At 35.9% G+C, this 23,681-nt stretch carries 23 protein-coding genes and 1 pseudogene; 7 read left to right on the forward strand and 17 right to left on the reverse strand.

Annotation, left to right across the window (positions count from 1 at the left end; genetic code table 11):
• Positions 1–95: 95 nt before the first annotated feature.
• The 3 genes and pseudogenes from BJ095_RS07880 to BJ095_RS07890 all read left to right on the forward strand — a co-directional run.
• Positions 96–242, forward strand: a pseudogene (locus tag BJ095_RS07880) (LytTR family DNA-binding domain-containing protein); the annotation flags it as partial.
• A 346-nt stretch (positions 243–588) separates the two neighbouring features.
• Positions 589–2,109 (forward strand): succinate CoA transferase, encoded by a 1,521-nt coding sequence (locus BJ095_RS07885; RefSeq protein ID WP_107934776.1) that lies wholly within the window; start codon positions 589–591, stop codon positions 2,107–2,109.
• Between the two features lie 191 nt (positions 2,110–2,300).
• A complete protein-coding gene (locus BJ095_RS07890; RefSeq protein ID WP_107934775.1) occupies positions 2,301–4,109 on the forward strand; it encodes an LTA synthase family protein in 1,809 nt (602 codons plus the stop codon).
• A 41-nt stretch (positions 4,110–4,150) separates the two neighbouring features.
• On the opposite strand, the gene BJ095_RS18995 is transcribed toward BJ095_RS07890, so the two are convergent.
• From BJ095_RS18995 to BJ095_RS07940, 10 genes are all read right to left on the reverse strand, one after another.
• Positions 4,151–4,441, reverse strand: coding sequence for a hypothetical protein (locus BJ095_RS18995; protein WP_181417998.1), 291 nt, complete (start codon positions 4,439–4,441; stop codon positions 4,151–4,153).
• A 476-nt stretch (positions 4,442–4,917) separates the two neighbouring features.
• Complete coding sequence (locus BJ095_RS07900) at positions 4,918–5,199, reverse strand: GNAT family N-acetyltransferase (protein ID WP_107934774.1); 282 nt, start codon at positions 5,197–5,199, stop codon at positions 4,918–4,920.
• 93 nt (positions 5,200–5,292) lie between these two features.
• Positions 5,293–6,207 (reverse strand): DUF1002 domain-containing protein, encoded by a 915-nt coding sequence (locus BJ095_RS07905; RefSeq protein WP_107934797.1) that lies wholly within the window; start codon positions 6,205–6,207, stop codon positions 5,293–5,295.
• A 161-nt stretch (positions 6,208–6,368) separates the two neighbouring features.
• Positions 6,369–7,223 (reverse strand): CvfB family protein, encoded by an 855-nt coding sequence (locus BJ095_RS07910; protein ID WP_107934773.1) that lies wholly within the window; start codon positions 7,221–7,223, stop codon positions 6,369–6,371.
• Between the two features lie 38 nt (positions 7,224–7,261).
• Entirely contained in the window at positions 7,262–7,672 is a 411-nt protein-coding gene (gene mntR / locus BJ095_RS07915; RefSeq protein ID WP_107934772.1) for a transcriptional regulator MntR, read from the reverse strand.
• A gap of 153 nt (positions 7,673–7,825) precedes the next feature.
• On the reverse strand, positions 7,826–8,110 hold the full coding sequence (locus tag BJ095_RS07920) for a late competence development ComFB family protein (RefSeq protein WP_107934771.1): 285 nt from the start codon (positions 8,108–8,110) through the stop codon (positions 7,826–7,828).
• Between the two features lie 25 nt (positions 8,111–8,135).
• Positions 8,136–8,897: an exodeoxyribonuclease III gene (locus BJ095_RS07925; RefSeq protein WP_107934770.1), complete on the reverse strand. Its 762-nt coding sequence runs from the start codon at positions 8,895–8,897 to the stop codon at positions 8,136–8,138.
• Positions 8,898–8,981: 84 nt separating this feature from the next.
• Positions 8,982–9,902: a UDP-N-acetylmuramate dehydrogenase gene (gene murB, locus BJ095_RS07930; protein ID WP_107934769.1), complete on the reverse strand. Its 921-nt coding sequence runs from the start codon at positions 9,900–9,902 to the stop codon at positions 8,982–8,984.
• Between the two features lie 454 nt (positions 9,903–10,356).
• A complete protein-coding gene (locus BJ095_RS07935; RefSeq protein ID WP_107934768.1) occupies positions 10,357–10,995 on the reverse strand; it encodes an FMN-dependent NADH-azoreductase in 639 nt (212 codons plus the stop codon).
• Between the two features lie 153 nt (positions 10,996–11,148).
• On the reverse strand, positions 11,149–11,853 hold the full coding sequence (locus BJ095_RS07940) for a DsbA family oxidoreductase (RefSeq protein ID WP_107934767.1): 705 nt from the start codon (positions 11,851–11,853) through the stop codon (positions 11,149–11,151).
• Positions 11,854–12,050: 197 nt separating this feature from the next.
• Between BJ095_RS07940 and BJ095_RS07945 the strand changes: the two genes are divergently transcribed.
• Positions 12,051–13,430, forward strand: coding sequence for an FAD-dependent oxidoreductase (locus BJ095_RS07945; protein WP_107934766.1), 1,380 nt, complete (start codon positions 12,051–12,053; stop codon positions 13,428–13,430).
• A gap of 268 nt (positions 13,431–13,698) precedes the next feature.
• Here BJ095_RS07945 and BJ095_RS07950 read toward each other — a convergent pair whose 3' ends face one another.
• From BJ095_RS07950 to BJ095_RS07960, 3 genes are all read right to left on the reverse strand, one after another.
• Positions 13,699–14,622, reverse strand: coding sequence for a manganese-dependent inorganic pyrophosphatase (locus BJ095_RS07950; RefSeq protein WP_107934765.1), 924 nt, complete (start codon positions 14,620–14,622; stop codon positions 13,699–13,701).
• 281 nt (positions 14,623–14,903) lie between these two features.
• A complete protein-coding gene (locus BJ095_RS07955; RefSeq protein WP_107934764.1) occupies positions 14,904–15,758 on the reverse strand; it encodes a MurR/RpiR family transcriptional regulator in 855 nt (284 codons plus the stop codon).
• Positions 15,759–16,012: 254 nt separating this feature from the next.
• Positions 16,013–17,242, reverse strand: coding sequence for an MFS transporter (locus BJ095_RS07960; protein WP_107934763.1), 1,230 nt, complete (start codon positions 17,240–17,242; stop codon positions 16,013–16,015).
• 198 nt (positions 17,243–17,440) lie between these two features.
• Here BJ095_RS07960 and thrC point away from each other — a divergent pair, with 198 nt between their 5' ends.
• From thrC to BJ095_RS07975, 3 genes are all read left to right on the forward strand, one after another.
• Entirely contained in the window at positions 17,441–18,493 is a 1,053-nt protein-coding gene (gene thrC / locus BJ095_RS07965) for a threonine synthase (RefSeq protein ID WP_107934762.1), read from the forward strand.
• A complete protein-coding gene (gene thrB, locus BJ095_RS07970) occupies positions 18,490–19,407 on the forward strand; it encodes a homoserine kinase (protein WP_107934761.1) in 918 nt (305 codons plus the stop codon). The genes thrC and thrB overlap by 4 nt, the downstream gene beginning before the upstream one ends.
• 165 nt (positions 19,408–19,572) lie before the next feature.
• On the forward strand, positions 19,573–20,214 hold the full coding sequence (locus BJ095_RS07975) for an NAD(P)-dependent oxidoreductase (protein WP_107934760.1): 642 nt from the start codon (positions 19,573–19,575) through the stop codon (positions 20,212–20,214).
• Positions 20,215–20,325: 111 nt separating this feature from the next.
• Here the strand turns inward: BJ095_RS07975 and zupT are convergent, their stop codons facing one another.
• The 4 genes from zupT to BJ095_RS07995 form a co-directional block, all read right to left on the reverse strand.
• On the reverse strand, positions 20,326–21,144 hold the full coding sequence (zupT, locus tag BJ095_RS07980; protein ID WP_107934759.1) for a zinc transporter ZupT: 819 nt from the start codon (positions 21,142–21,144) through the stop codon (positions 20,326–20,328).
• A gap of 178 nt (positions 21,145–21,322) precedes the next feature.
• Positions 21,323–21,940, reverse strand: coding sequence for a phosphatase PAP2 family protein (locus tag BJ095_RS07985; protein WP_107934758.1), 618 nt, complete (start codon positions 21,938–21,940; stop codon positions 21,323–21,325).
• Positions 21,941–22,101: 161 nt separating this feature from the next.
• Entirely contained in the window at positions 22,102–22,434 is a 333-nt protein-coding gene (locus tag BJ095_RS07990; protein WP_107934757.1) for an antibiotic biosynthesis monooxygenase family protein, read from the reverse strand.
• Between the two features lie 66 nt (positions 22,435–22,500).
• A complete protein-coding gene (locus BJ095_RS07995; protein WP_107934756.1) occupies positions 22,501–23,541 on the reverse strand; it encodes a siderophore ABC transporter substrate-binding protein in 1,041 nt (346 codons plus the stop codon).
• Positions 23,542–23,681: the final 140 nt, after the last annotated feature.

Consider the following 23,681-nt stretch of genomic DNA (forward strand, 5'->3'; position numbering starts at 1 on the left):
TGTGAGGCTGGCAAGCCTTTTTTTGTTGAAACTTGAGTTGCAACGTTATGTACTTTTCCTTTTCAAAACTCTGTACTTCTATTTTGCACTAAACACACCGCTCTTACATTGTGAACATTGACTATATTGATGAAATTCAACCAGATTCACATTCAACTTTCCTACTTATTATGAAGGATGGTACAAGAATTCCGGTGAGTCAGCGTTATGCTAGCTATTTCCGCCGTTCTCTAGGCTTCTAATAACAGTTTTTTAATTTATGGGCTTTTATTAGCACAGCTTTAAATTATTTTAATATAAGATTATAAACTTTTTATTATATCGACCTTTGCACATTGTGCAAAGGTCATTTGTATATTTATACACCGTCTAATTTCTCTTTTTTCTCTTACGGGTTTCTATATCAATCGAAATATCTATATTTTTCTCGAAAAAACATTTTTTAAGCACTTTCATGCGTTTTATGGAGATTTTGTGACATTTCAATGCTATTATACATTATACAAGTTGAAATTTATTTCAACTAAGTTAATAGAAAATAACAAACAGTTTTCTCTTTACTTTCTAATATAGGGGAGGATTTTTTTTATGGATCCACGTGTTGAAAAACGTTTAGGTTTGAAAGAATTATTAAATAAAGTAGTTTCTGCAGAACAAGCTGCTGCACTTATTAATGATGGTGATGTAGTTGGTATGAGTGGTTTCACTCGCGCTGGTGATGCGAAAGTTGTCCCAATGGCGTTAGTTGAACGTGCAAAAAATGAAAAATTCAAAATTGATGTATATACTGGTGCTTCTCTTGGACCAGAAGTGGATAACTTCTTAGCTGGAGCTGGAGTTATTCGCAAGCGCGGACCTTTCCAAGGCGATAAAGGTATCCGTACTCAAATTAACACTGGTGACATTCTATATGTAGATGCTCATCTTTCTCACAACGCTGAATTAGTTCGCCAAGGTATTATCGGACCAATCAAGCATTTAATTTTAGAAGCTGCTGCAATTACTGAAGATGGTTTAATCATTCCAACAACTTCAGTAGGTAACTCACCAATTTTTGCTGAGTATGCAGAAAACATTATTATCGAGCTAAATATTGCTCATCCAGAGAGCTTAATCGGTATTCACGATATTTATGTACCAGGACCACAAGGAGAGCGTGAAGCAATCCCAATGACTGATGCTGTTAAACGTATTGGTGATATCGGTATAAAAGTTGATCCTGCTAAAATTAAAGCAATCGTTATTTCTGAAGAGCCAGATGCTCCTTCACTAATCGTACCACCAGATGAAGAAACTCAAGATATGGCAAACATTTTATTAGACTTCTTCCGCAACGAAATTAAAGAAGGTCGCTTAACTAACAAATTAATGCCACTTCAATCAGGTGTAGGTTCTGTAGCAAATGCTGTATTAGACGGATTTGCCAACTCAGAATTTGAAGATTTAGTTGTTGCATCTGAAGTACTTCAAGATGCTGTATTCAATTTAATCGATGCTGGTAAAGTAAGCTTCGCTGCTGCTACTTCAATTACAATTTCTGAAGAGCTTCAGAAAAAAGTTTACGGAAACCTTGAAAAATATGCGGACAAATTAGTTTTACGTCCACAAGAAATTTCTAACCACCCAGAAGTTATCCGTCGACTCGGCTTAATTTCTATCAACACTGCTTTAGAGTTAGATATTTATGGAAATGTTAACTCAACGCATGTTAGTGGAACTAGTATGATGAACGGTATCGGTGGTTCAGGAGATTTCGCACGTAATGCTCGACTAGGTATTTTCGTAACTAAGTCTTATGCTAAAGGTGGCGCTATTTCATCAATCGTACCAATGGTATCTCACGTAGACCATACTGAGCATGATGTGGATGTTATCGTTACTGAACAAGGTATTGCTGACTTACGTGGCCTAGCTCCAAAAGAACGTGTACCTTTAATCATTGAAAACTGTGCACACCCAGATTTCAAAGAGCAATTATGGGATTACTACAACCGCGCAGTTGAAGCAACAAACAATGCTCAAACTCCTCACATTTTAGAGGAAGCTCTTTCTTGGCATGTAAACCTTGCTAAAAACAAAACAATGAAAAAAGAAATTACAAAAGCTTAATTGCATTTAAAGGGTAGCTTCACTTATGTGAGGCTACCCTTTTTTTAATATAAAAGCTTTCCACTCTAACTTTACATATACCAAAATTTACATTAATGTTATAATATCTTAAAAATTGTTAATATTTTGTTAATTTTAGAAAATAACCTATTTACAATTAATACGTTAATTGAGGAAAAGAGTTGATATTATTGACTGTTATCAAAAAACATTGGCTTCTTATTTTATTAGTAGTGTTATTCCTTCTAGCACCAGCTATAGAAATTATTCTCTTTCAATATTTATATTCAAGAGATTTAGCCGTTGTACTTCAATGGCTAGGGAATAATAAATTCTGGGTAATCTTCTTTACTTATCTACTAATTTTGTCGGTCCAATTATTGATTTATAGTGTTTTCAATAATATTTCCATCTCTTTGTCCATTACATTCATAGTTTTCACCTTGATGAATGTAGTCAATTATTATAAGCTCCAAATATTAAATGAACCTCTATACCCTTGGGATTTATTCTTATACGAACAACTAGTAGACTTACTTCCCTTAGTAGCGAAGGTTGTAGATTTAAAATACCTATTTTTATTAATTATTTTAATAGCTCTGTTAGTTCTATTCTGTAAATTTATGCCTAACTATAAAGCCAAGTGGATACCAAGAGTCATTTTGCTTATTTGTTCTTTACTAGTCATAGTCGGCTTTACACTGAATGACAAAGCTCCAACTAAGCAAGTATTTGCAAAGTATGGAATCAGCAATGCCCTTTCTACCCCTAAAACTAATGTAACGATAAATGGCTTAATCTTATCTTTTGTTTTATACATGCCTGATGTGTTTATCGAAAAACCAAAGGGCTATTCAGAAAAAGCCATTAAAGAAATTGCAGATTCTATCGATATAGATGTAAATCCTGTAAACAATATAAAGCCCAATGTAATTATTGTTATGAGTGAATCTCTTTTTGATATTACTAAACTCAAATCAGTTGAATTTAATAAAGATCCACTTCCTACCATTCGTCACTATATGAACAGTACACTTCTATCCCCTACTTTTGGCGGTGGGACTTCAAGTGTAGAATTCGAGGCATTAACAGGTCTATCGAATGTATTTTTACCTAGTGGCTCTAGTGCTTATCAGCAATACATCAAGAAAGAAACACCCTCTATGGCTAGTGTTTTTGAAAATATAGGATACTATCCATTTGCTCTACACACATATCACGGCTGGTATTGGAACCGAGAAAATGTCTATGATTTATTAGGATTTGACGATTTCATATCAGGTGAGGATTTAGCAGACTCACCTATTAAAGGCCAATATATCGGAGATGCAACCATTACTAATGAAATCATCAGTAAAGTTGAGGAGAAAGAAGAGCCAATTTTTGTATATGCTGTGACTATGCAAAACCATAGTCCTTATGTTACGGATCTATATGAAGAAAATTCTATAATAGTGGAAAATGAATTCTCTGACAGTACCAAAGGGATGATTGAAACCTATGCAACCGGCATCTCTGACTCAGATTATGAATTAAGTCGAATGATTGATTATTTTAACAATAGCAAGGAGCCCACTCTTATTGTTCTGTTTGGAGATCATCTCCCTTCACTAGGTACAGAAATGGCTGTATACAACGAAACCGGCTACCTTAATAAAGAAAGCTCGTTCTTGGAAGGACAGTACCTTACGAGGCAGACACCATTATTAGTTTGGAGAAATTTTGGACATTCGATTGAAATACCAGAACTATTAAGCCCTGCGTTTCTATCTCCTTTTATCTTTGAAAATGCTGGTTTAGAAATGCCAAAATATTATCAGTTCTTAAAAAATTATGCTACACAATTACCCGGCTATATTAATTCAGTGAAGGTTGATAAAAACGGTGAATTATTTAGTGAAACCCCTGCCGATATGCGAGAATTGGAAGAAATGTATGAGATGATACAATACGATTTACTATTCGGCAAACAATACTCAAAAAAATACCTTTTCGATTAAAAGAAAAAACGACAACCAAAATAGTTGTCGTTTTTTCTATTTTAATGAACCTGCTTTTGATCGCTTTCATTGTAATAGGCTAGAGCGGTTTGTCCTCCACCTTCAGAGATAAAGTTGTTTTCTCGGATTTTTGTAGATGTAGGGCCTGCTGCTGTTTCTGCAATTTCTTTTAATGAGTTATATTTATTATTTGTATGCGAACCAAAGAATTGTGCCTTCATGTCTTTTAAAAATTTAACCGTATAATCACGATTTTTCTTTTTACTTAAAAATGAAGCTGCACCAGCGACTAATGCTGTCATTACAACACCTTTTCCTTTAAGCTTTGCCATCATTATCCCCTCCATAAAAGTGTTATAGTTTATATTTCCCTAAAATAGCTCATTTAAACTTTATTTTCTTGTTTAGATTCTATCAAAATGTGGAAAGAATAAAATTCAAAGCTCAAAAATGAATAATTTTGGATTTGATGAATATCTAATATTAATAGTTAAAAGTTTATTTACCAATATTCAAACTAGTGTACGCTCCTAAGATATAGTTTAAAACCAAAATATAATTTAAGGAGGAAATATTGCTGATGAATAACAAAGAAATTACTTATGATTGGAAAGAGGTCACTTCACTTATTGTTGCCTCAACACTTCTAACTACATTTATTTATGGATTTACTTTTTTTTATTAAATTGCCCCTTTTAAATAAGCTTAATCGTTATAAAATGCGATTAAGCTTATTTTTGTTTTTACTTTTATCTGTACAAAAAAGTACCTAATTGTAGTAAAGCTACAATTAGGTACTCATTTTTTATTATGCTTTAATATCATTATAAGCTTCACTTTTTTCAAATGCAGACACTACATATGAGCAGATAGCATTCATCCTCAAATCATTCTCTCTAGCATAATCAGCTGCTCTGTCTAGCAATTTTTTTGCTACCCCTTGACCTCGCAACGCATTTGAAACATAGGTATGGTTCATATCCATAATATGATTATTCTCTACCCATTCAATTTCAGCTAGTTTTTCCCCTTCTTGTACATACTCAAACGCAAAATGTTTTGGACTTTTTTCAATTAGTTTAAAATCCATGTTCATCCCTCCCATTTGCTAAAAATATATCATAGTTAGGTAACTAATGGTAATGATTCGCTTATTCAAACACAAATTCCCTCATACTTAATACTACTTAAACCACGATGAAACTGTATCAATTAACTTATTAAAGAAGTCCTTCACACCGTTCCAGAAGCCTTCATCTTGAAGTAGCTCTCCATATTTATCTTGAAATGTTGTTGCTAAATCAGATAATTGGTCTGATAGCTTTGAAAAGTCAATATCAAGCTGACTAATACGATTCATTAGGTCCACTAATATTTGACGATCTTGCTCACTTAATTCAATATTTAACTTTGCTAATTGATCTACAACGATTTGTTCTACCTCTTCTTTTGTAGCAGGATTTAACTCAGCAATTTGTTGTTTAATCCCTGTTAATAATTCTGCGATTTGTTCATCACTTATATTCGCATTTTCGGCAATTTGAGTTGCTACAGAAAGCTCCTCATTCGCTACATCTGTACGTTCTGTATCTAATGTTTCACCTGTTTTTACCTCGTAAGCTTTGTATATACCAACAAGTGCAGAGTGACCAGTTACAGCTTTGGGTGCAGCAATTTCCACTGTTGCATCTTCAATTCCCGCCGTTAGCATTGCATTAGCATACATTTCAGATGTTACTTGAGTAATGTTATCTGGTGTAACAATACTAATGATAAGTCCTTTTCCTTTTTCTTCACGAGTGATTTTTGCAGAAGAATACATTCTCGAACTTGGGTTACTAGCACTAATATATTTAACTAAATCCTCACCAGAAACTGTGATTTCATCTACCTCTGGATCCTTGTCTACTTGTAGCGCATCTTTTACAACTGCTTTTTCTTCCTCGGATAAATTTGCTCCGTAAACGACAATTGGTACTCCTAATTTTTCATTTATAGCATTTTGGCTATTATTATCAGCAGCCAAGGCACTCATTGGCATAATAATTGAAACTATAAATAACCATGCTGTGATAATCGATAAATACTTTTGTTTCATCCCAAGCATCCCCTTTTTATGTTTTTCAACAATTAGTACGTAAAAAAAAGTAAAAGGTTCCAATCCGTCCTTCTCTTGATTTCAAATTGTAAACATTAGCTTTATGAACAAAGTAAGCTGTGACACAATATTAATGACTGGCCACAGCTTATTCTTATTCTCTATAAAATTTCTGTCCAACCATCTTGTTGCTTAACCTTACCGGCCTTCATCAACGTCCCTAGCGCTCTTTTAAAGGCACCTTTACTCATATGGAACATTTCAGTTATTTCTTCTGGTGCAGACTTGTCACCAAATGGCATTTTCCCACCAACGCTTTGTAAGTATGCAAATACCGCCTCGGCATCTTGTCCTAGTCTTTCATGCTTTCGAGGAAGTAAAGAGCCGTTTAATGATGAATCTTCTTTTACCGCGATAACTCGTACTTCTACTTCTTCACCAAGTCTTGGCTCAGCTTCCATTTCGGTATTATGAACAAAAATTCGATATGGTTCTTCCGTTCCAAGTAAGAAAGCTCCTACAGGTAATAAACGGTAAGGGCGTGCCTTGATATTTTTGTTATGCATTTCTTCATAGGCGCCTTCATATATTTCGTTCACCTTTTCTTCTGTTACTAAACGGCCAAATAAATCCCCATTGCGATCTGTACGTAATGTTAAATAGAGATGGTCTCCAACCTCTGGCCATACACTTTCTAATGGAGGTAAATCCTCTTCTTTTACTAAAACTTCTCGAGATGAACCGATGTCAACAAATGCTCCCTCTTTCGTTACCTTGATAACTCGAGCCCAGCCATAATCACCCTGTAGGATCGCTGGAATAGCTGTTGTTGCTTGTAAATTGCCACGACGATCTGCATATAAGAAAACCTTTACTCGTTCGCCTGCCACTAGAGGCGTTAATATATCAGAACTATTTAAAGGGATTTCTACATGACCATCTGTTAATATCCACTTTGACCCTTGCTCCTCTAATACTGTTAACTCAACAACTTGACCTGATTGTAATTCGCTCAATTTTGTTTTTCCTTTCCACTTTTAAATCCTGAAGTGTTTTATTGTTCTTTCATTGCTTCTAATCTTTTAACTAGTTGTGTATCTTCTTCTAGCAATTGGACTAGGTCAGCTATTCGATCGATTGAATTCCAGCTTAAATGGTGTTCGATTCCTTCAACATCCTCATATATACGTTCCTCATCTACGCCAATTAGCCTTAAAAACTGCTCAAGTAATTCATGTCTTTTAACAAGACGTTTACCTAGTTTTTCACCCTTTGATGTTAATGTAAGTCCTCTATATTTTTCGTATATTAAATATCCGTCTTTATCTAATTTTTGCACCATTTTTGTTACTGAGGAAGGAAGAACAGATAATGCTTCAGCTATGTCCGACACCCTCGCATATCCTTTATTTTCGATTAACAAATAAATTTGCTCGATATGATCCTCCATACTAGGTGTTGGCATAACAAGTCTCCTCACTTTCAAAATATCAGTTTAATTTTACTACAACACTCCCTAAAAAGGTAACTTAAAACAATAAGCAGGGGGGTTATCTTGTATTTAAATTAAACTTGAAGAAAAATGTCCAAAAAGTCTTTGAAGGACTAATTGGACATTTTAGATTGTATGGTTAGGTTTTTTTCCAACTGTATGGATTGCTACGATTATTTTTTTATTTATTAACTCGATATGCTCGGGTGTTTTTAATGTAAGATACGCTTCTTCTCTAGCAGCACTAGTTGATACATAATAAGTCGGCAAATGATTTAAAGCATCTGCCGAAATATTCATTTGACAGAAATCACAATCGCAAAATGTTTGATAGTCAGGGCTATGTAACAAAAACCTTACAAGACCCTGCACAATTTCTTCTGTTACATTTAATAATATTGGCTTTGACAAAGATTTCGCCTACCTACATATATTTTTATAAATCAAGCTCTATTTCCAATAGTATCGGGCAATGATCGCTCCCTAATACATGTCCATGAATATCTGTTTTAAGAACCTGATCCACTAGTCGATTTGAAATGATGAAGTAATCGATTCTCCAACCAATGTTACGTTCACGTACTTTACTCATATAAGACCACCAAGTGAATGCATCTTCTCTTTTAGGGTTAAAATAGCGGAACGAATCCGTAAACCCGGATTGAAGTAACTCTGTCATTTTACCCCGTTCTTCAAAAGTAAAACCCGAATTTCCAATATTCGATTTTGCATTTTTCAAATCCTTTTCTTCGTGGGCAACATTTAAATCTCCACAATAAATAACAGGCTTTTTAGTATCCAATTCCTTTAAATACTGAGAAAGCCTATCTTCCCAATCAAGACGTTTTGGTAATCTAGCTAAATCGCGTTGAGAGTTAGGTGTATATACATTTACTATATAGAATGTGTTATATTCCAATGTAATAATACGTCCTTCTGATTCACTTTCTTCTTCTCCAACACCATAGCTAACTGTTATTGGTTCATGCTTTGTAAAAATTGCAGTCCCCGAGTAGCCCTTTTTCTCAGCATAATTCCAATATTGATGATACCCCTCAAACGGTAATTCAATTTGTCCATCCTGACATTTCGACTCTTGAATACAGAAAAAATCTGCATCGACCTCATTAAAATATTCGTTAAAGCCTTTTTTTACACAGGCACGGATGCCATTAACATTCCATGATATAAATTTCATTTACAAACCTCACTATGTATATGTTCTAATATGTTTTTGAATGAAGTAAAGCGCCTTCCAACATTGAGAGGCGCCTTCATAATCTTAATTTGTTACATCTTCACCAACAATTTTCACTTCTAATTCTAGCTCTACATCAAAATTCTCTTTAACGGTACGTTTAACCATCTCAATTGTCTCAATATAGTCAGTTGCAGTTGCATTTCCTTTGTTAATAATAAATCCTGCATGCTTTGTTGATACTTCCGCACCGCCAACGCCTTTACCTTGCAAGCCACTATCTTGAATTAATTTGCCTGCAAAGTATCCTGGTGGTCGTTTAAACACACTACCTGCTGATGGGTATTCTAAAGGCTGCTTGGATTCTCGTTTATATGTTAAATCAGCAACTAATTCATCAATCTCTTTTTGGTCTCCCTTTTTAAGCTGGAAGTTTGAAGATAATACAAAATACTCTTTTTTTGCAATAATACTTTTTCGATAGCTAAGCTCTAGTTCTTCTTTAGAGAGAACAATTCGTTCGCCTTCTTTAGTTAAAACCGTACAGTCTATAATGATATCTTTAATCTCTCCGCCATATGCTCCGGCGTTCATAGCCATAGCTCCACCAACTGAGCCAGGTATACCGCATGCAAATTCGAAGCCTGTTAAGCTATTTACTGCTGCTAGTCTAGATACTTCTTTAATGAGTGCACCGCTTTGTGCATAGATTTTCTCGTCGTCTATACGGATTTCATCGAGCTTAGTAAATGAAATAACAATTCCACGTACACCGCCATCACGCACAACCATGTTAGAACCATTCCCTAACATTAATAGAGGAACCTCATTTTGGTGTGCATATTTTACAATTGCCGCTGCTTCTTCTTCTGTTTCAGGTAGGACAAATACATCTGCACTGCCCCCAAGTTTAGTCATTGTATATGTTTTTAAAGATTCATTGGTCTTAATATTACTAGGATTAACTATTTGAGCTAACTCTTCTGCCCATCGCTTAATTGTCATAAAAGCAAATTTCCTTTCTACTACATACTCTTTTTTAGTATGGGTAATTAAAAGCTTTTTGACAAGTGATACATGACCTTATTTTCTTCAACATTGTGACCATTTCTCAACTTCATGTAGCACTCTTCTCCAGCGATTCTCCTATCTCTTTAAAAAGAGCATTGACCACGAACAGGTATTCGGTTTGGACTTTCCTTTCCCCAACCTTAACTAAAGCAGTACAATATACTTATAAAGTTCCGAATGAAATTAGTATATGCCCATACCAGGATTAATGTACCATTCTATATTTTGATATAAATGGTAAGCGCAGCTTTACATACAAAGGTTATTAGTAATACATCAGCAGCCAAGGCTATTTCACTTCAAGATTTTATGAAGTTACTTATGATTCTATTCATTTTAGTAAAATGAAAAATCCCCAGCCTTTTAGTAGGCGGGGGATTTCAAAAGATTACACATTTACAGTAGCTAATTTTTGTGCTGAAGCTCTTACGCGTTCAATACCTTCAGAAATAATTTCTTGGGCATTGCCTGGATCTGCATTATGTCCCTCAATGATTACTTCATCAAGCAATGTCATTCCTGCAACTCCACCAAATACGTTTTTAATGTAGTTAACTGACATTTCCATCGGTTGTGCTTCAGGAGAAGAATAGAAACCTCCGCGAGCATTTAATACTACAAATTTTTTGTCTGTTAATAACTGAATCATTTGTCCATCCGTAGAATATTTAAACATAAATCCTGCCGAGTAAACATAATCGATGAACGTTTGTAATTTTGCTGGAATTGTCAAGTTCCAAAGTGGGAAAGCAAGCACCACTACATCAGCTGCAGTTACTGCATCCATCGCTTTTTGTTTTGCTGCTAATAGATTAGATTCAACTTCCGTCAATGCCTCGCCTGCCTGCAATTTACCAAAAGCATCAAATAATTCTTGTCCAAAATATGGTGTATCCTCTTTAAATAAATCGTAAATTGTTAAATCTACACCCTCTACTTTTTTTGCTTCTTCTATATATGCTTCGTACATCTTAGTTGAAACGCCATCTGGGCGGTTATTTGCTTTGATTACTAATACATTTGTCATAATAAAAAACTCCTTTAATCTTATTCTTTATCTAAAAATAAAGATCTAGGAATAATGTTAAAGGAGTTGAATTGCTATTTCAAGATAATTTATCTCATACTTTTGAATGATATTATATTACAGAACTATAATAATTAGAAGAAAATGTAACTTCTATATATCACATTGCCCATCGGTGCAAATAATTCCATTTTCCCCAACCATTTTTAATTTCGGCTTTAAACCTGCTTCTTCTGCAGCCTTTGAAATTGCTTGGTCGAATATAGCTTTTGGCTGAGCACCCGAAATCCCATATTTGTTGTCAATGACAAAGAATGGAACACCACGAACACCCAAGCTTTGTGCTTTTTCGATGTCATTTTCTACTTCATCGCTATATTGGTTACTTTCTAGCACTTCACGTGCCTCTGCAAGATTAAGTCCTACTTCTTCAATCAGGCCTAGTAATACATCCGGTTTACCAATTGCGCCACCCTCTAAAAAGTATGACTGTAAAAGTCTCTCACTTAAGTCCGAGCCTTTCCCTTTTGTTTCGGCCCATTTTGCTAATCGATGCGCCGCAGTTGTATTTGCTTCCTTCATAATATCGAAATTGTAATCTAAACCAACTTCTTTTGCACGCTCGCTCACATTTTTCGTCATCTCTTTAGCTTGCTCTTCTGATATATTAAATTTTTGACTTAAGCTAGCATAAACGGATCTGTTTGTATCAACAGGTGTAGTAGGGTCAAGTAAAAAACTCTTTAACTCTACCTCTATCTGCCCTTCATACCCAGAATCCTTAATTGATCGCTCTAATTCACGTTTTCCTATATAACAAAATGGACAAACATAATCTGACCATACTTCTACTTTCACTATGCAACTCCTCCTCTTTCCTTCATTTTAAGTGTGAAATAATTTTCCCACAATCAAAGTGCTCATTGAATATAGTTATTGATTTTTTCCAATACTTTATGAAAATGACCAATTTCACCATAATAGTAAAATTTGTTGCCTTATATTATTCGTTTCAAGCTTTTCTTTGTACAAATATAAATAAACTGGAGGCAAGTATGCAAAATTCTCTATGGTTAAAAAATGTTGAAGCACCTATATTACCTACTTTATCGGCTTCAATAAATTGTGATGTATGTGTTGTTGGGGGCGGATTGTCCGGAATTTACACGGCATATCTCCTTGCAAAAAAAGGAGTTAATGTTGTTTTACTCGAGGCTAAGCCAGCTTTTGCTTTTGGCACGACTGGACATTCTACTGGTAAACTAACGCCTCAGCATGGAGTTATTTTTTCGAAGCTAATAAAATACTTTTCTACTGAGGAGGTCTTTACCTATTATGAGGCAAATAAAAATGCAATCGATTCCGCATTAGAGGTTGCTTCAGAGGATACCTTTGAACGAGTGGATTCTTATTTATATGCTACAACGGCTTCCGGTAAGCAAACGATTGATAAAGAGTTATATGCCTATAACGAGTTAAATATCCCAGGTGTTGAAACAACAGAAACAGAGCTACCGTTCGATGTAACCTCTGCACTTAAAATGGAGAACACGGCACAAATTCATCCAACTAAGTTTGCCACCCATTTTTTAAATCTGGCAATAGAGAACGGTGCTTCAGTCTATGCAAATAGTCGCGTAACAAAGATTGAAATTGATGAGAAGTTCGTATTAACCGACAACGATTCGAAGGTTTCCTTCAAAAAATTAGTGTTATGCACGCACTACCCAATCGAGTCTATCAAAGGACTAATTACAACAAAGCTTTCAATCGACCGTTCCTATTTAATGGCCTCTAAAACTACCGATTTACTAAAGGGGCAGTACCTGTCAGTTGAAAGCTCTTCACATACTGTCCGGACTGCATTAATTGGCGATACCCCTTACCTTATTTACGGGGGCGGTAGTCACACTGCGGGAGAGGTTGAAGATACAGAGGTCTATTACGAAACATTAAAGGAGGAGATGGAGACTACCTTTAATTTATCGGAGCCCCCTTTCCTTTGGAGTGCGCAAGACCCTAATACTCCAGATTTAGTTCCTTATATTGGGCAGATTTCCGAGGACACTCCCGACCTTTATATTGCAACTGGCTACAGAAAATGGGGACTTTCAAACTCCCTTGTTGCAGGAGAAATATTATCGAGTTTAATCACCCACGAAAATCACAAAGCAGCAAAACTATATAGTCCAACACGGGATCAATTTGGCAAGAATCTCTTAAAAGGGTTAAGTACCATTGGCTTTGTCACAGCCAATTTAGCAGAAGGCTATTTAACAAGAATGGAAGCTCCAAAATGTACACATCTAGGCTGTAAAACGCGTTGGAATAAAGGGGACGAAACTTGGGACTGCCCATGCCATGGTTCCCGCTTTGATAAGGAAGGGAACGTAATTGAAGGTCCAGCCGTTTACCCGTTGAAGCTTAAGAAATAACAGTGAAAATGATTTGGAGGTGTCAGGGGACTTATTTGATTGATGAAATGCACTTGGGAAAAGTTTTACTTGGCGATGCAATTCATTTGGTTGGTGAAACTCGTTGAGATGCTGGGTTGCTTGCATAATGCTGTTCATTTGTTCGATGAAATGCATTCCAGTTCTATTCCGCTCCCACTATGCTGTTCATTCCCTTGATGAAATTTCTAATAAAAAAGGTTGACCACAAAAGTTATTTTCCAACGACTTTTGGGTCAACCTTTTATTTTTATAGTCCTTCAGTTAATACAGGAACGATTTGTTTTTTACGAGATACAACACCTGGTAAATCTACTAAATCGTTTACTAATTCTTTTCCGAAGCTTTTTGCAGCAGCTTCAGCAACTTTCCCTACTACTACAGCTGTTGAATTGTTGTTTAGAATGTCTGTTACAACAAAGAAGAATAGACTTAAATCATTTTCTTCAATGTTTTTATTTAATAAGCTAACTAATTCATCTTTACGGTTTAATACGTCATTTACGTCTACTGCATTTACCTGAGCGATAACGGCTTTTGCTTCACCAAAAGTAAACTCTTTTCCATCTAGTGAAAGTAGATCTTCTAACGACTTATCTGAAAGGTCAGCACCTGCTTTTAACATAGCTAAACCGTATTCATCTACATTAACGCCCGCGATTTCAGCTAGTTCTTTTCCAGCTTGTACATCTTGCTCTGTGCAAGTTGGTGATTTGAATAATAAAGTATCTGAAACGATTGCAGAAAGCATTAGCCCTGCAATATTAGATGGTACTTCAACATTATTTTCTTTAAAGATTTTATTTATGATTGTTGCAGTACAACCAACTGGTTCAGCACGATAGTATAATGGATCTGATGTTTCAAAGTTTGCGATACGGTGGTGGTCAATTACCTCCGTCACTTTTACTTCTTCGATGCCATCAGCAGATTGCTGACGCTCGTTATGGTCCACTAAAATTACTTCACTTGCTTCGCCTGCCACATTACTGATTAAACGAGGTGAATCGAAACCGAATTTCTCTAATGCATATAATGTTTCATTATTTACCTCACCTAATCTTACTGCCTCTGCATCAACACCTAGCTGTTGTTTTAAATATGCATAAACAATTGCTGATGTGATTGTGTCTGTATCTGGATTTTTGTGTCCGAAAACTAATACTTTGCTCATTAAATGTGGCCTCCCATTAATCCTAAAGTTCAATTATTTCGAGTTTATTTTATCACACAATATTGTGAATAGAAAAATGAAGTTGATTATTATTCTAGTTTTTCCCACTTATTGACTTGGCGCTATTTTCGGAGCTGGACGAGCCCATTTCACTTGGGCCCACACGATGTGGGTCAGTCAGCCTTTGCTGCACGATGCAGCGTTCTTTGGCTGACTTCCTCTGTAAAAAAGCGCATTCGTAAATGCCCCCGCAATTTACGAATACGCTCTGTGCAGTGTATTTAAATATACAGTGTTTTTTCTAGATAGAGGTAATTATTATCGAATTGTGCGTTTGCTTTTTGGAAGTTTTTATATTCCTTTTTGTTTTGGGCTACCATTCCTTCGACTAATGCATGGATTAATGAATGTGCGGCAGTTATTGTTTCTGCTAGTGCATTTTTTTGTGCCCCAACTGTAAACATGATGTCTGCATAGTCTCTAATTGCTGAGATATTTGAATGAGTAATCGCAATTACCTTTACATTTCTACTTTTTGCCCATTTCGTTATCTTGAAAGCATCTTCGTCAAGTTCTTCAAGCGCTAAAACAAATAGTAATGAATTTTCTTCCATAGTGCCGATTTGCTTCACTATGTTTTCTGGTTCTGGCTGAATTTGCTTCACATGCTTTCGATAATTGCTTAATGTACAGGTGAAGAAGCTTGCTGAAGGTGAAGATTGTCTTAAACCAAGTACATAAAGAGAAGTTGATTGGTGCAATAATTTAATTGCTTGATCAAATTGTTCTTCATTTGTCAGATTAATGGTATTTAATATACAGGCTACATCTCGGTTCATTACCTCATTTAGCAGGTTTACATTCTTCTTAGCAGCTTTCTGATTTGACTCTTCAACTGTAATTTCTTCTCCTGTTAGGTCTGCTTTAATTTTTTGTTGTAGCTCTGAAAATCCCGATAATTCCATTGCATAACAGAATCGGATAACTGTAGATTCGCTAACCCCTATTAGCTTTCCAACATCAGAAGCTATATGAGTAGCTATAACATTTGGGTTGTCAATAATAAACTGAGCTACTTTACGCTGACCTCTAGACAGACGAATAAACCTTTTTTTTATTTGATTACAAAAGCTCATTTTAGCCCCCACTTCCTCTATTTATTTATTAATAAATAGTTAACATACATATACTAATTTAATAACTGATATTATCACTAAGATTAATTGAATACAATGATTTTTCAGAAAAAACTTCAACGCACTAAACCGAAAAAGTCGAAATTTTGTCAAAATTAGTTAATCCAGTTATGTTTTATCGATAAATTACGATTATACGCAAATAAAAAAACTGATTCAAGTTTTATGAAAAACTTGAATCAGCTATAAATTATCTATTCTAACTCAGTTTGTTTAGTTTCTTTCCCTAAAAATAACACTGCTGCTGCACCAATTAATATTGAGACACAAAAGATGGCAAAAATATAGCCAATATCATAGCCAGCATTTAATAAATAACCAACTAATAACGGTCCAAAGATACCGCCAATACGACCAACTGCTGCCGCCATTCCAGCACCTGTTCCTCTAATCATTGTAGGATACTGCTCAGGAGTATACGCATAAAGTGCACCCCATGCCCCTAAGTTAAAGAAGGATAATAAGATTCCGGAAGTAAGTAGCACAGCAATCGATTCTGCATTTCCGAAAACAAATGCACTTGCCGCTGTCCCTATTAAGTATGTGACAAGAACGAATTTTCTTCCCAATCTCTCAATAAACCAAGCAGCTGTAAAATAACCTGGGAGCTGTGCCAATGTCATAATCAGGACATATTTAAAGCTGGAAATTAAATCGAAGCCCTTTCCTACCATGACACTTGGTAGCCATAAAAACATTCCGTAATAAGAAAATACTACTGTAAACCATAAAATCCATAGCATGAGCGTTGAACGGGAATATTTTTTCTCCCAAACCCCTGCGATATTTTGCAGGATTGAGCGATTTTTTGTTTCTGGCTTCGCAGTAAACTGTGGAGAATCCGGTAAATGAATTCTGATATAAACAGCATACAAAGCTGGAAGAGCTGTTAATATTAAAGCCACTCGCCAGCCTTCAATTGGCCAAAAATCTGCCGGGATAACAAAATATGAAATGATGGCAGCTATTAGCCAGCCTCCTGCCCAAAAGCTTTCCAAAAGAACAACGACTTTTCCGCGTTCTTTTGCTTCAACACTTTCCGAAACCAATGTAGAGGCAACTGGTAGCTCCCCACCTAAGCCCATTCCAACAAAAAACCTTAATATTAAAAAGGCTACAAATGTTGTCGTTAAAGCAGACAAGCCACTTGCAACAGAGAAGATTATTAAGGTCCACATAAAAATCTGTTTACGTCCGACTTTATCTGCAAATACTCCAAATATTAATGCTCCTACTGCCATACCGATGGAGTTAATACTACCTATCCACCCCATTTGAGAGGAGGTTAAATTCCAATCTACTGCTAATGCAGCAATAACGAAGGATAGAATCCCCACGTCCATTGCATCAAACATCCATCCAACACCTGCTACTCTTAATAGCTTATTACGAGAAATTGGTGCTGTATCTGTGTTTTTACTCATTTAGTACCCACCTGTCTTTACACTTGAATTTACATATCTTTACCATACATTTATTTCAATTATGTGACAAGCTAAATTTTATATGTGTAAACTGTTAATTTAGTAAATGCTATTGAAAAGTACCGCTTGTTTGAGTTAAAATGTCTCTTATATACAAACAACTGTTCATTCCGTGTGAACAAAAGGAGCTAATCTGTTATGTGGAAAGGTCTAATTGAAGAATATAAAGAATTTTTACCCGTTACTGAAAATACACCTGCTCTAACTTTAAACGAAGGTAATACACCTCTTATTCATCTTGTTAACCTATCTAAAGAATTAGGGATTGAATTATACGGTAAAGTTGAAGGAGCTAACCCAACTGGATCCTTTAAGGACCGCGGAATGGTTTTTGCTGTAGCTAAGGCTCTTGAAGATGGAGCAAAATGTGTTATTTGTGCTTCAACTGGTAACACTTCTGCTGCTGCCTCTGCTTATGCTGCACGTGCAGGCATTCAATCAATTGTTGTCATTCCAAAAGGAAAAGTTGCTCTTGGCAAATTAGCGCAAGCTTGTATGTACGGAGCCAAAATCATAGAAATTGATGGCAATTTTGATGATGCCCTTTCTATTGTTCGCAAAGTTAGTGAAACAACTCCTGTAAAATTAGTGAACTCCGTAAATCCTTATCGCATTGAAGGCCAAAAAACTGCTGCATTTGAAATCGTAGATAGTTTAGGACAAGCTCCCGATTATTTATGTATTCCTTTAGGAAATGCTGGTAACATTACAGCTTACTGGAAAGGATTCAGAGAATATCACCAAGCGAAAAATACTGGCCTGCCTAAAATGTTTGGCTTCGAAGCTGAAGGTGCTGCTGCTATCGTAAAAGGTGAAAAAATTCAAAACCCTGAAACAGTTGCGACAGCCATTCGAATTGGAAATCCTGCTAGCTGGATTTTGGCAGAAGCAGCACGTGACGAGTCAGGCGGTATTATTGATTCGGTTACAGATGAGGAAATCCTAAAAGCATATAAGTTAATAGCAAGTACTGAAGGGATTTTTGTTGAACCTGGTTCTGCTGCCTCTCTAGCAGGCGTTATTAAGTCTGTTAAGAATGGGGGAATTGAAAAAGGCAGCCGAGTTGTAACTGTTTTTACTGGGAATGGATTAAAAGATCCAGATACTGCTATGAAGGTTTCAACAGTTGATTTAGTTTCACTTCAAAACGATGAAAATGATATCCGCCACTATATTGAGGGAATTCTATGAGTAAAAAATGGCAAATCATAGTCCCTGGTAGTACAGCTAACTTAGGACCTGGATTTGATTCCATTGGACTTAGCTTAAACCTTTATTTAGATTTAACAGTGACCTTAACAGACCAATGGGAAATTATCCATTTATCAGATCACCTTCCACATGATATCGTTATTGAAGAACACTTAATCTATAATATTGCGAAAGAAACTGCGGCTCGTTTTGATAAGCAGCTACCACCTTGTCGAATCGAGATGCGTAGTGAGCTGCCTTATGCACGTGGACTAGGCAGTAGCGCTGCTGCTATCGTTGCTGCTATCGAGCTGGCGAACCTAATTTGTGATTTAAACTTAACAACGCAGGATAAATTAAATATCTCTTCACAAATTGAAGGACATCCAGACAATGCAACCGCTTCAGTACTAGGTGGCTTAACAATTTCACAAATGGATGAGCAAGGCGTTGTTGATACCATCCATGTAAAAGATTTAGATGCTTCTTTTGTTGTGTTTATTCCAGCTGTAGAATTGAAAACTTCTGTGGCTCGAAAGGTTTTACCAGAGCAATTTGAACGCGGCTATGCAGTACGTGCTAGCGCTAATGCAAATATGCTTGCCGCTTCACTAATCTCAAAAGACTATACACGAATAGGACGTTACATGGAATCTGATTTATTCCATGAGCCCTTCCGTTCAAAGCTTATACCGTATTTTGACGAGATACACCTTGCTGCAAAAGAAGCAGGTGCTTTTGGTACAGCACTAAGTGGAGCTGGACCAACCGTTATTTCGATTCTTCCTAATGAAATTGCTGAACAGTTTGTTTTGACCATGAAAAAACGTTTCCCTACACACGAAATACTTTTAACGCAGCCAGACAGTCGTGGTATCTACGTTAAAGAGGTTCTAAATGATGTTTTAACATAAATGATTAATAAAGATGCCCAATGGTTCATATATATAACTATTGGACATCTTTTTTCATGCTCATTTTGTGAAAGCAAGCTGTCCAACCTATGTTTCACTTTGTTCAAACTAGGGGATAAGAGAGTCAAGGGGATGTTTTAATAACGATTAGAAAGGGGAATCGAAATGAAAATTGGGATTATTGGGGCATCTGGTAAAGCGGGTTATACACTTTTAACCGAGGCCAGGATGCGACATCATGATGTAACTGCTATCGTACGCAATCGGGATAGCGTTAGTTCACAGCCTGTCAAAATACTAGAAAAAGAAGCCTTTAACCTAACGCGTCAAGACTTACATCAATTTGATGTTGTTGTAAATGCTTTTGGCTCTCAACCTGGAGAGGAACATCTACACGTTGAGTTCGGACGCTTTCTAATCAGCCTTTTAGAAGGTAGCAGAACGAAATTATTTGTAGTTGGAGGAGCTGGAAGTTTATTTATTGATGGGAAAACCAGATTAATCGATATTCCGGACTACCCAAAAGAATTTAGAGAAATAGCTATTCAACAGCTACAAAACCTAGTCGATTTACAAAATTCCTCTATTAAATGGACATTTTTAAGTCCTTCTGCCTTGTTCGATTCCGACGGACCAAGAACGGGCCATTACATTTTAGGTAAAGACCATCTCTTATTGAACTCCCAACATATTAGCTATGTCAGTTATGCTGATTATGCCGTAGCTGCGCTAGACGAAATCGAAAGTCCCATTCATGAGAATGCACGTTTTACCGTCGCCTCTGAAAACGCCACTAGTAGCTCGTAAAAACAACCCATATAAGACAAATGTCTAAAGGTCAATTGACTATAAATAAATGCCCTTAAAGTCATCTTCTGTCTTTAAGGGCATTTTCAATTTAATATTAACAATTCGGTCCTATGTTAGTAGCAACAAACTTAAAGCCATGACAGCCATACCTGCTATTAATCCATAAATCGATAGATGTGTTTCATCGTATTTTTTGGCAGCTGGCAAAAGTTCATCCAACGAAATGAATACCATAATCCCTGCTACAGCAGCAAAAACAATACCAAACATCGTATCAGTTAAAAACGGCATTAATATTAAATAGGCTACGATTGCTCCAACAGGTTCAGCTAAGCCGGATAAAAACGAAAGCTTAAAAGCCTTTTTACGGATTCCTGTTGCAAAGAAAATTGGTATTGCAACGGCTATCCCCTCTGGAATATTATGAATGGCAACTGCAATGGCAATGGCAATTCCCACGCTCGGATCTTGCATAGCAGACATAAATGTAGCTATACCTTCAGGGAAATTGTGAATAGCAATAGCTAATGCTGTAAACATCCCCATCTTCATCAGTTTATCTTCATCCACATTAGGTGCATTCGATTCTGCAGCATGCACATCTTCTACCGTTTTTACCTCATGAGGGTTATTCTTTGTTGGAATAAAACGATCAATCAAAGCGATGAATATAATTCCTCCAAAAAACCCTATAACCGTCAGCCAATATCCTTGTGATTCTCCATGTGCTGCAACTAATGCATCCTTGGCCTTCACAAAGATTTCAATTAAAGAGACGTAAATCATAACACCTGCGGAAAAGCCTAAAGCAACAGAAAGAAACTTCTTATTCGTTCGCGAAGTGAAGAAAGCGATTAATGCCCCTACCCCAGTAGCCAAGCCTGCAAATAACGTTAAACCTAAAGCTAAAAGTACATTACCTTCCATTAGTGTTTAGTCTCCTCTTTTTATATGATACTAGTATTATATACCCTGAAGTTTCCTTTGTGCAACTTTTTTTACCTAAGTTACATCTTGTGAATGAGGAAAACTTTCAGAATATACAAAATTAAGTCATCAATCCTTTTTGCACATATCCAATCTATAAAAAAATAACACCCAATTTCTAGGTGTTATTCGCTATATTATTAATCTTACGCTTCCTTTGTTCATACCAAAATACACAAATGACGAACCAAGTGAATCCTATACACCAGCCCGCAATGACATCTGTGGCATAATGATGACTTTCTGCAATCCTTGAAAGACCTATTAGTAATGTTAAAATGATTGCAGTAGCCCACACAATAAGCGCTTTTTTATTGTTTGCCAAAGCCTCAGACAATAAGTAAGCGATTGTAAATAAGTAAAGTAAGCCAATCATAGCGTGTCCCGATGGAAAACTAAATGAAGTGACATCATTAGCTAATTCCGGTCGAGGACGATCAATCCAGTTTTTGATAAGCTGGTTCAATACTCTTCCCATCCCAATTGTTAATAAAACAAAAAGCATTCCACGATAATTTCGTTGTTTGAACCATAAAACGAACAAAAGAATAAGAGCAATAGTAGCTATGGCAGTTGTTTCTCCAAGAATATGAAAACTAGTTATCAAGTCATTTCCAAATAGAGTATCAGACATAGCTTTATCAAATTGAACGAAGGACGTCTTTTCGAAATTAGCTAGCATAAGTAAAAATAAACATAAAGTAAAAAGTGCAATAATATACGAAACTTTTTTCACATTGAATCTCCTTCCATTTTCAAAACATATTACCATATTATTCATTATTATTTATTAGTAAGTTTTATGCTTTAAAACTCAAAGCCACTAGCACCCTTAGCTGAAAAAATCCAAGAAAAATCCCAATAGCTTGTTTAATGACAAACCATTGGGATTAGTACTTATTCAACTACTGTGTAGCTACCATGCTCCATGTTAATAACGAATTCTGGCTTTGGTGGTTTACCACCATGCTCTTTAATCTTCTCTTTGTGACCAGCAATGTGCTCAGGACTCTTTTCCCATGCCTTCCAAGCTTCTTCAGATTCCCAACGGATAATCATCATGACTTCTTCTTCACCACGGCGTACATTTTTCACAAGAAGCTCACGGCCAATAAAGCCTTCTCTTTGTTCAATTAAAGTTGGGCCTTGACCTGGTTTCTTTTTGAAACGCTCTAAAATCTTATCTGAATTCCCTTCAGTAATCGTCCATTTACGAATTTGAACAAACATGAGTATTCCTCCTAATATTTAAGATAAGGCCATCTCAAACTTGAGATAGCCTTCTTTAAGATTCTATTATTTTAATTCGTCTAAAATTTCTTGGATTTTAGCAAGCTCAGATTGTAAGCCGCCTCCACTTAAATACCATAGTGGACCATCTAAGTAAACGATTTTGCTGTTTTTATAAGCTTCTGTTTCTTTAATAATATCATTTTCCATATCTTTTTCGATATTAGACTCGCCACCAGTTGCTGCTGTACGGTCAATAACGAATAATACTTGTGGGTCGAACTCTAAGATTGCTTCGAAACCAAAGTCTGAACCATGTGAAGATGATGCGATATCATCTGTTACTGGTGTGAAACCATAGATATCATAAATATAACCAAAACGAGATTCTTTAGCAAAACCAGATAATTTACCTTCGTTGTACATTGTTACTAATGAAGTTTCGTAATTAGAACCTAATGCTTTTACTTCTTCGATTGCTGAATCGATTTTAGAAATATGCTCTTGTACTTCAGCTTCTTTACCGAACATTTCAGCTGCAATTTCAGTTGATGCTAAGAATGTGTTCCAGTAATCATCTTGGTTTGTACCAACGAAAATTACGTTTGGAGTAATTTCTTTTAACTGATCATAGAAAGCTGATTGACGACCAGAGATGAAGATTACGTCTGGCTCTAGAGCTGCGATATCTTCAAGTAATGGTGTTTTTAAGTTACCAACACTTGCGTATTCATCTCCAGCATATTTTGAAAGGTGAGCTGGTAAAGTAGAATCCTTTGCTACACCAACGATACCTTCAACACCAATTGCATCTAATGTATCTAAGAAACCATAATCAAATACAACCATTTTTTTAGGCATTTCTTCTAAAGTAACATCTTCAAAAGCGATAGTTCCTGCTTCTTCACTTTCAGTTGAAGCAATTGTTGGAGATATAGTCATTGGGTAAGCTGGACCCTCTGCATTTTCAGTTTGTGTTTCTGAAGCTGTTTGCTCTTCAGAAGCTGTGTCTTTTTCTGGTGCAGTTGATTCATCAGCTCCACCACATGCCGCTAGAACAAATAATAAACTTGCTAAAATTACACTTAGTAATTTCCAATTTTTCATTTCTCTTTCTCTCCCTATTCTTCTATTTCAATAACGATATTGATAATGATAATCGTTATCAACTAATTAATTGAAATTATATCACCTAGAAATTAAAGGTCAACACTTTTTTTAAACTTTTTCCAATGTTTACAAAAAAT

Origin of the sequence: Ureibacillus chungkukjangi, from assembly GCF_003217295.1 — a bacterium.
In the GTDB taxonomy this organism is placed as follows: Bacteria; Bacillota; Bacilli; order Bacillales_A; family Planococcaceae; genus Ureibacillus; species Ureibacillus chungkukjangi.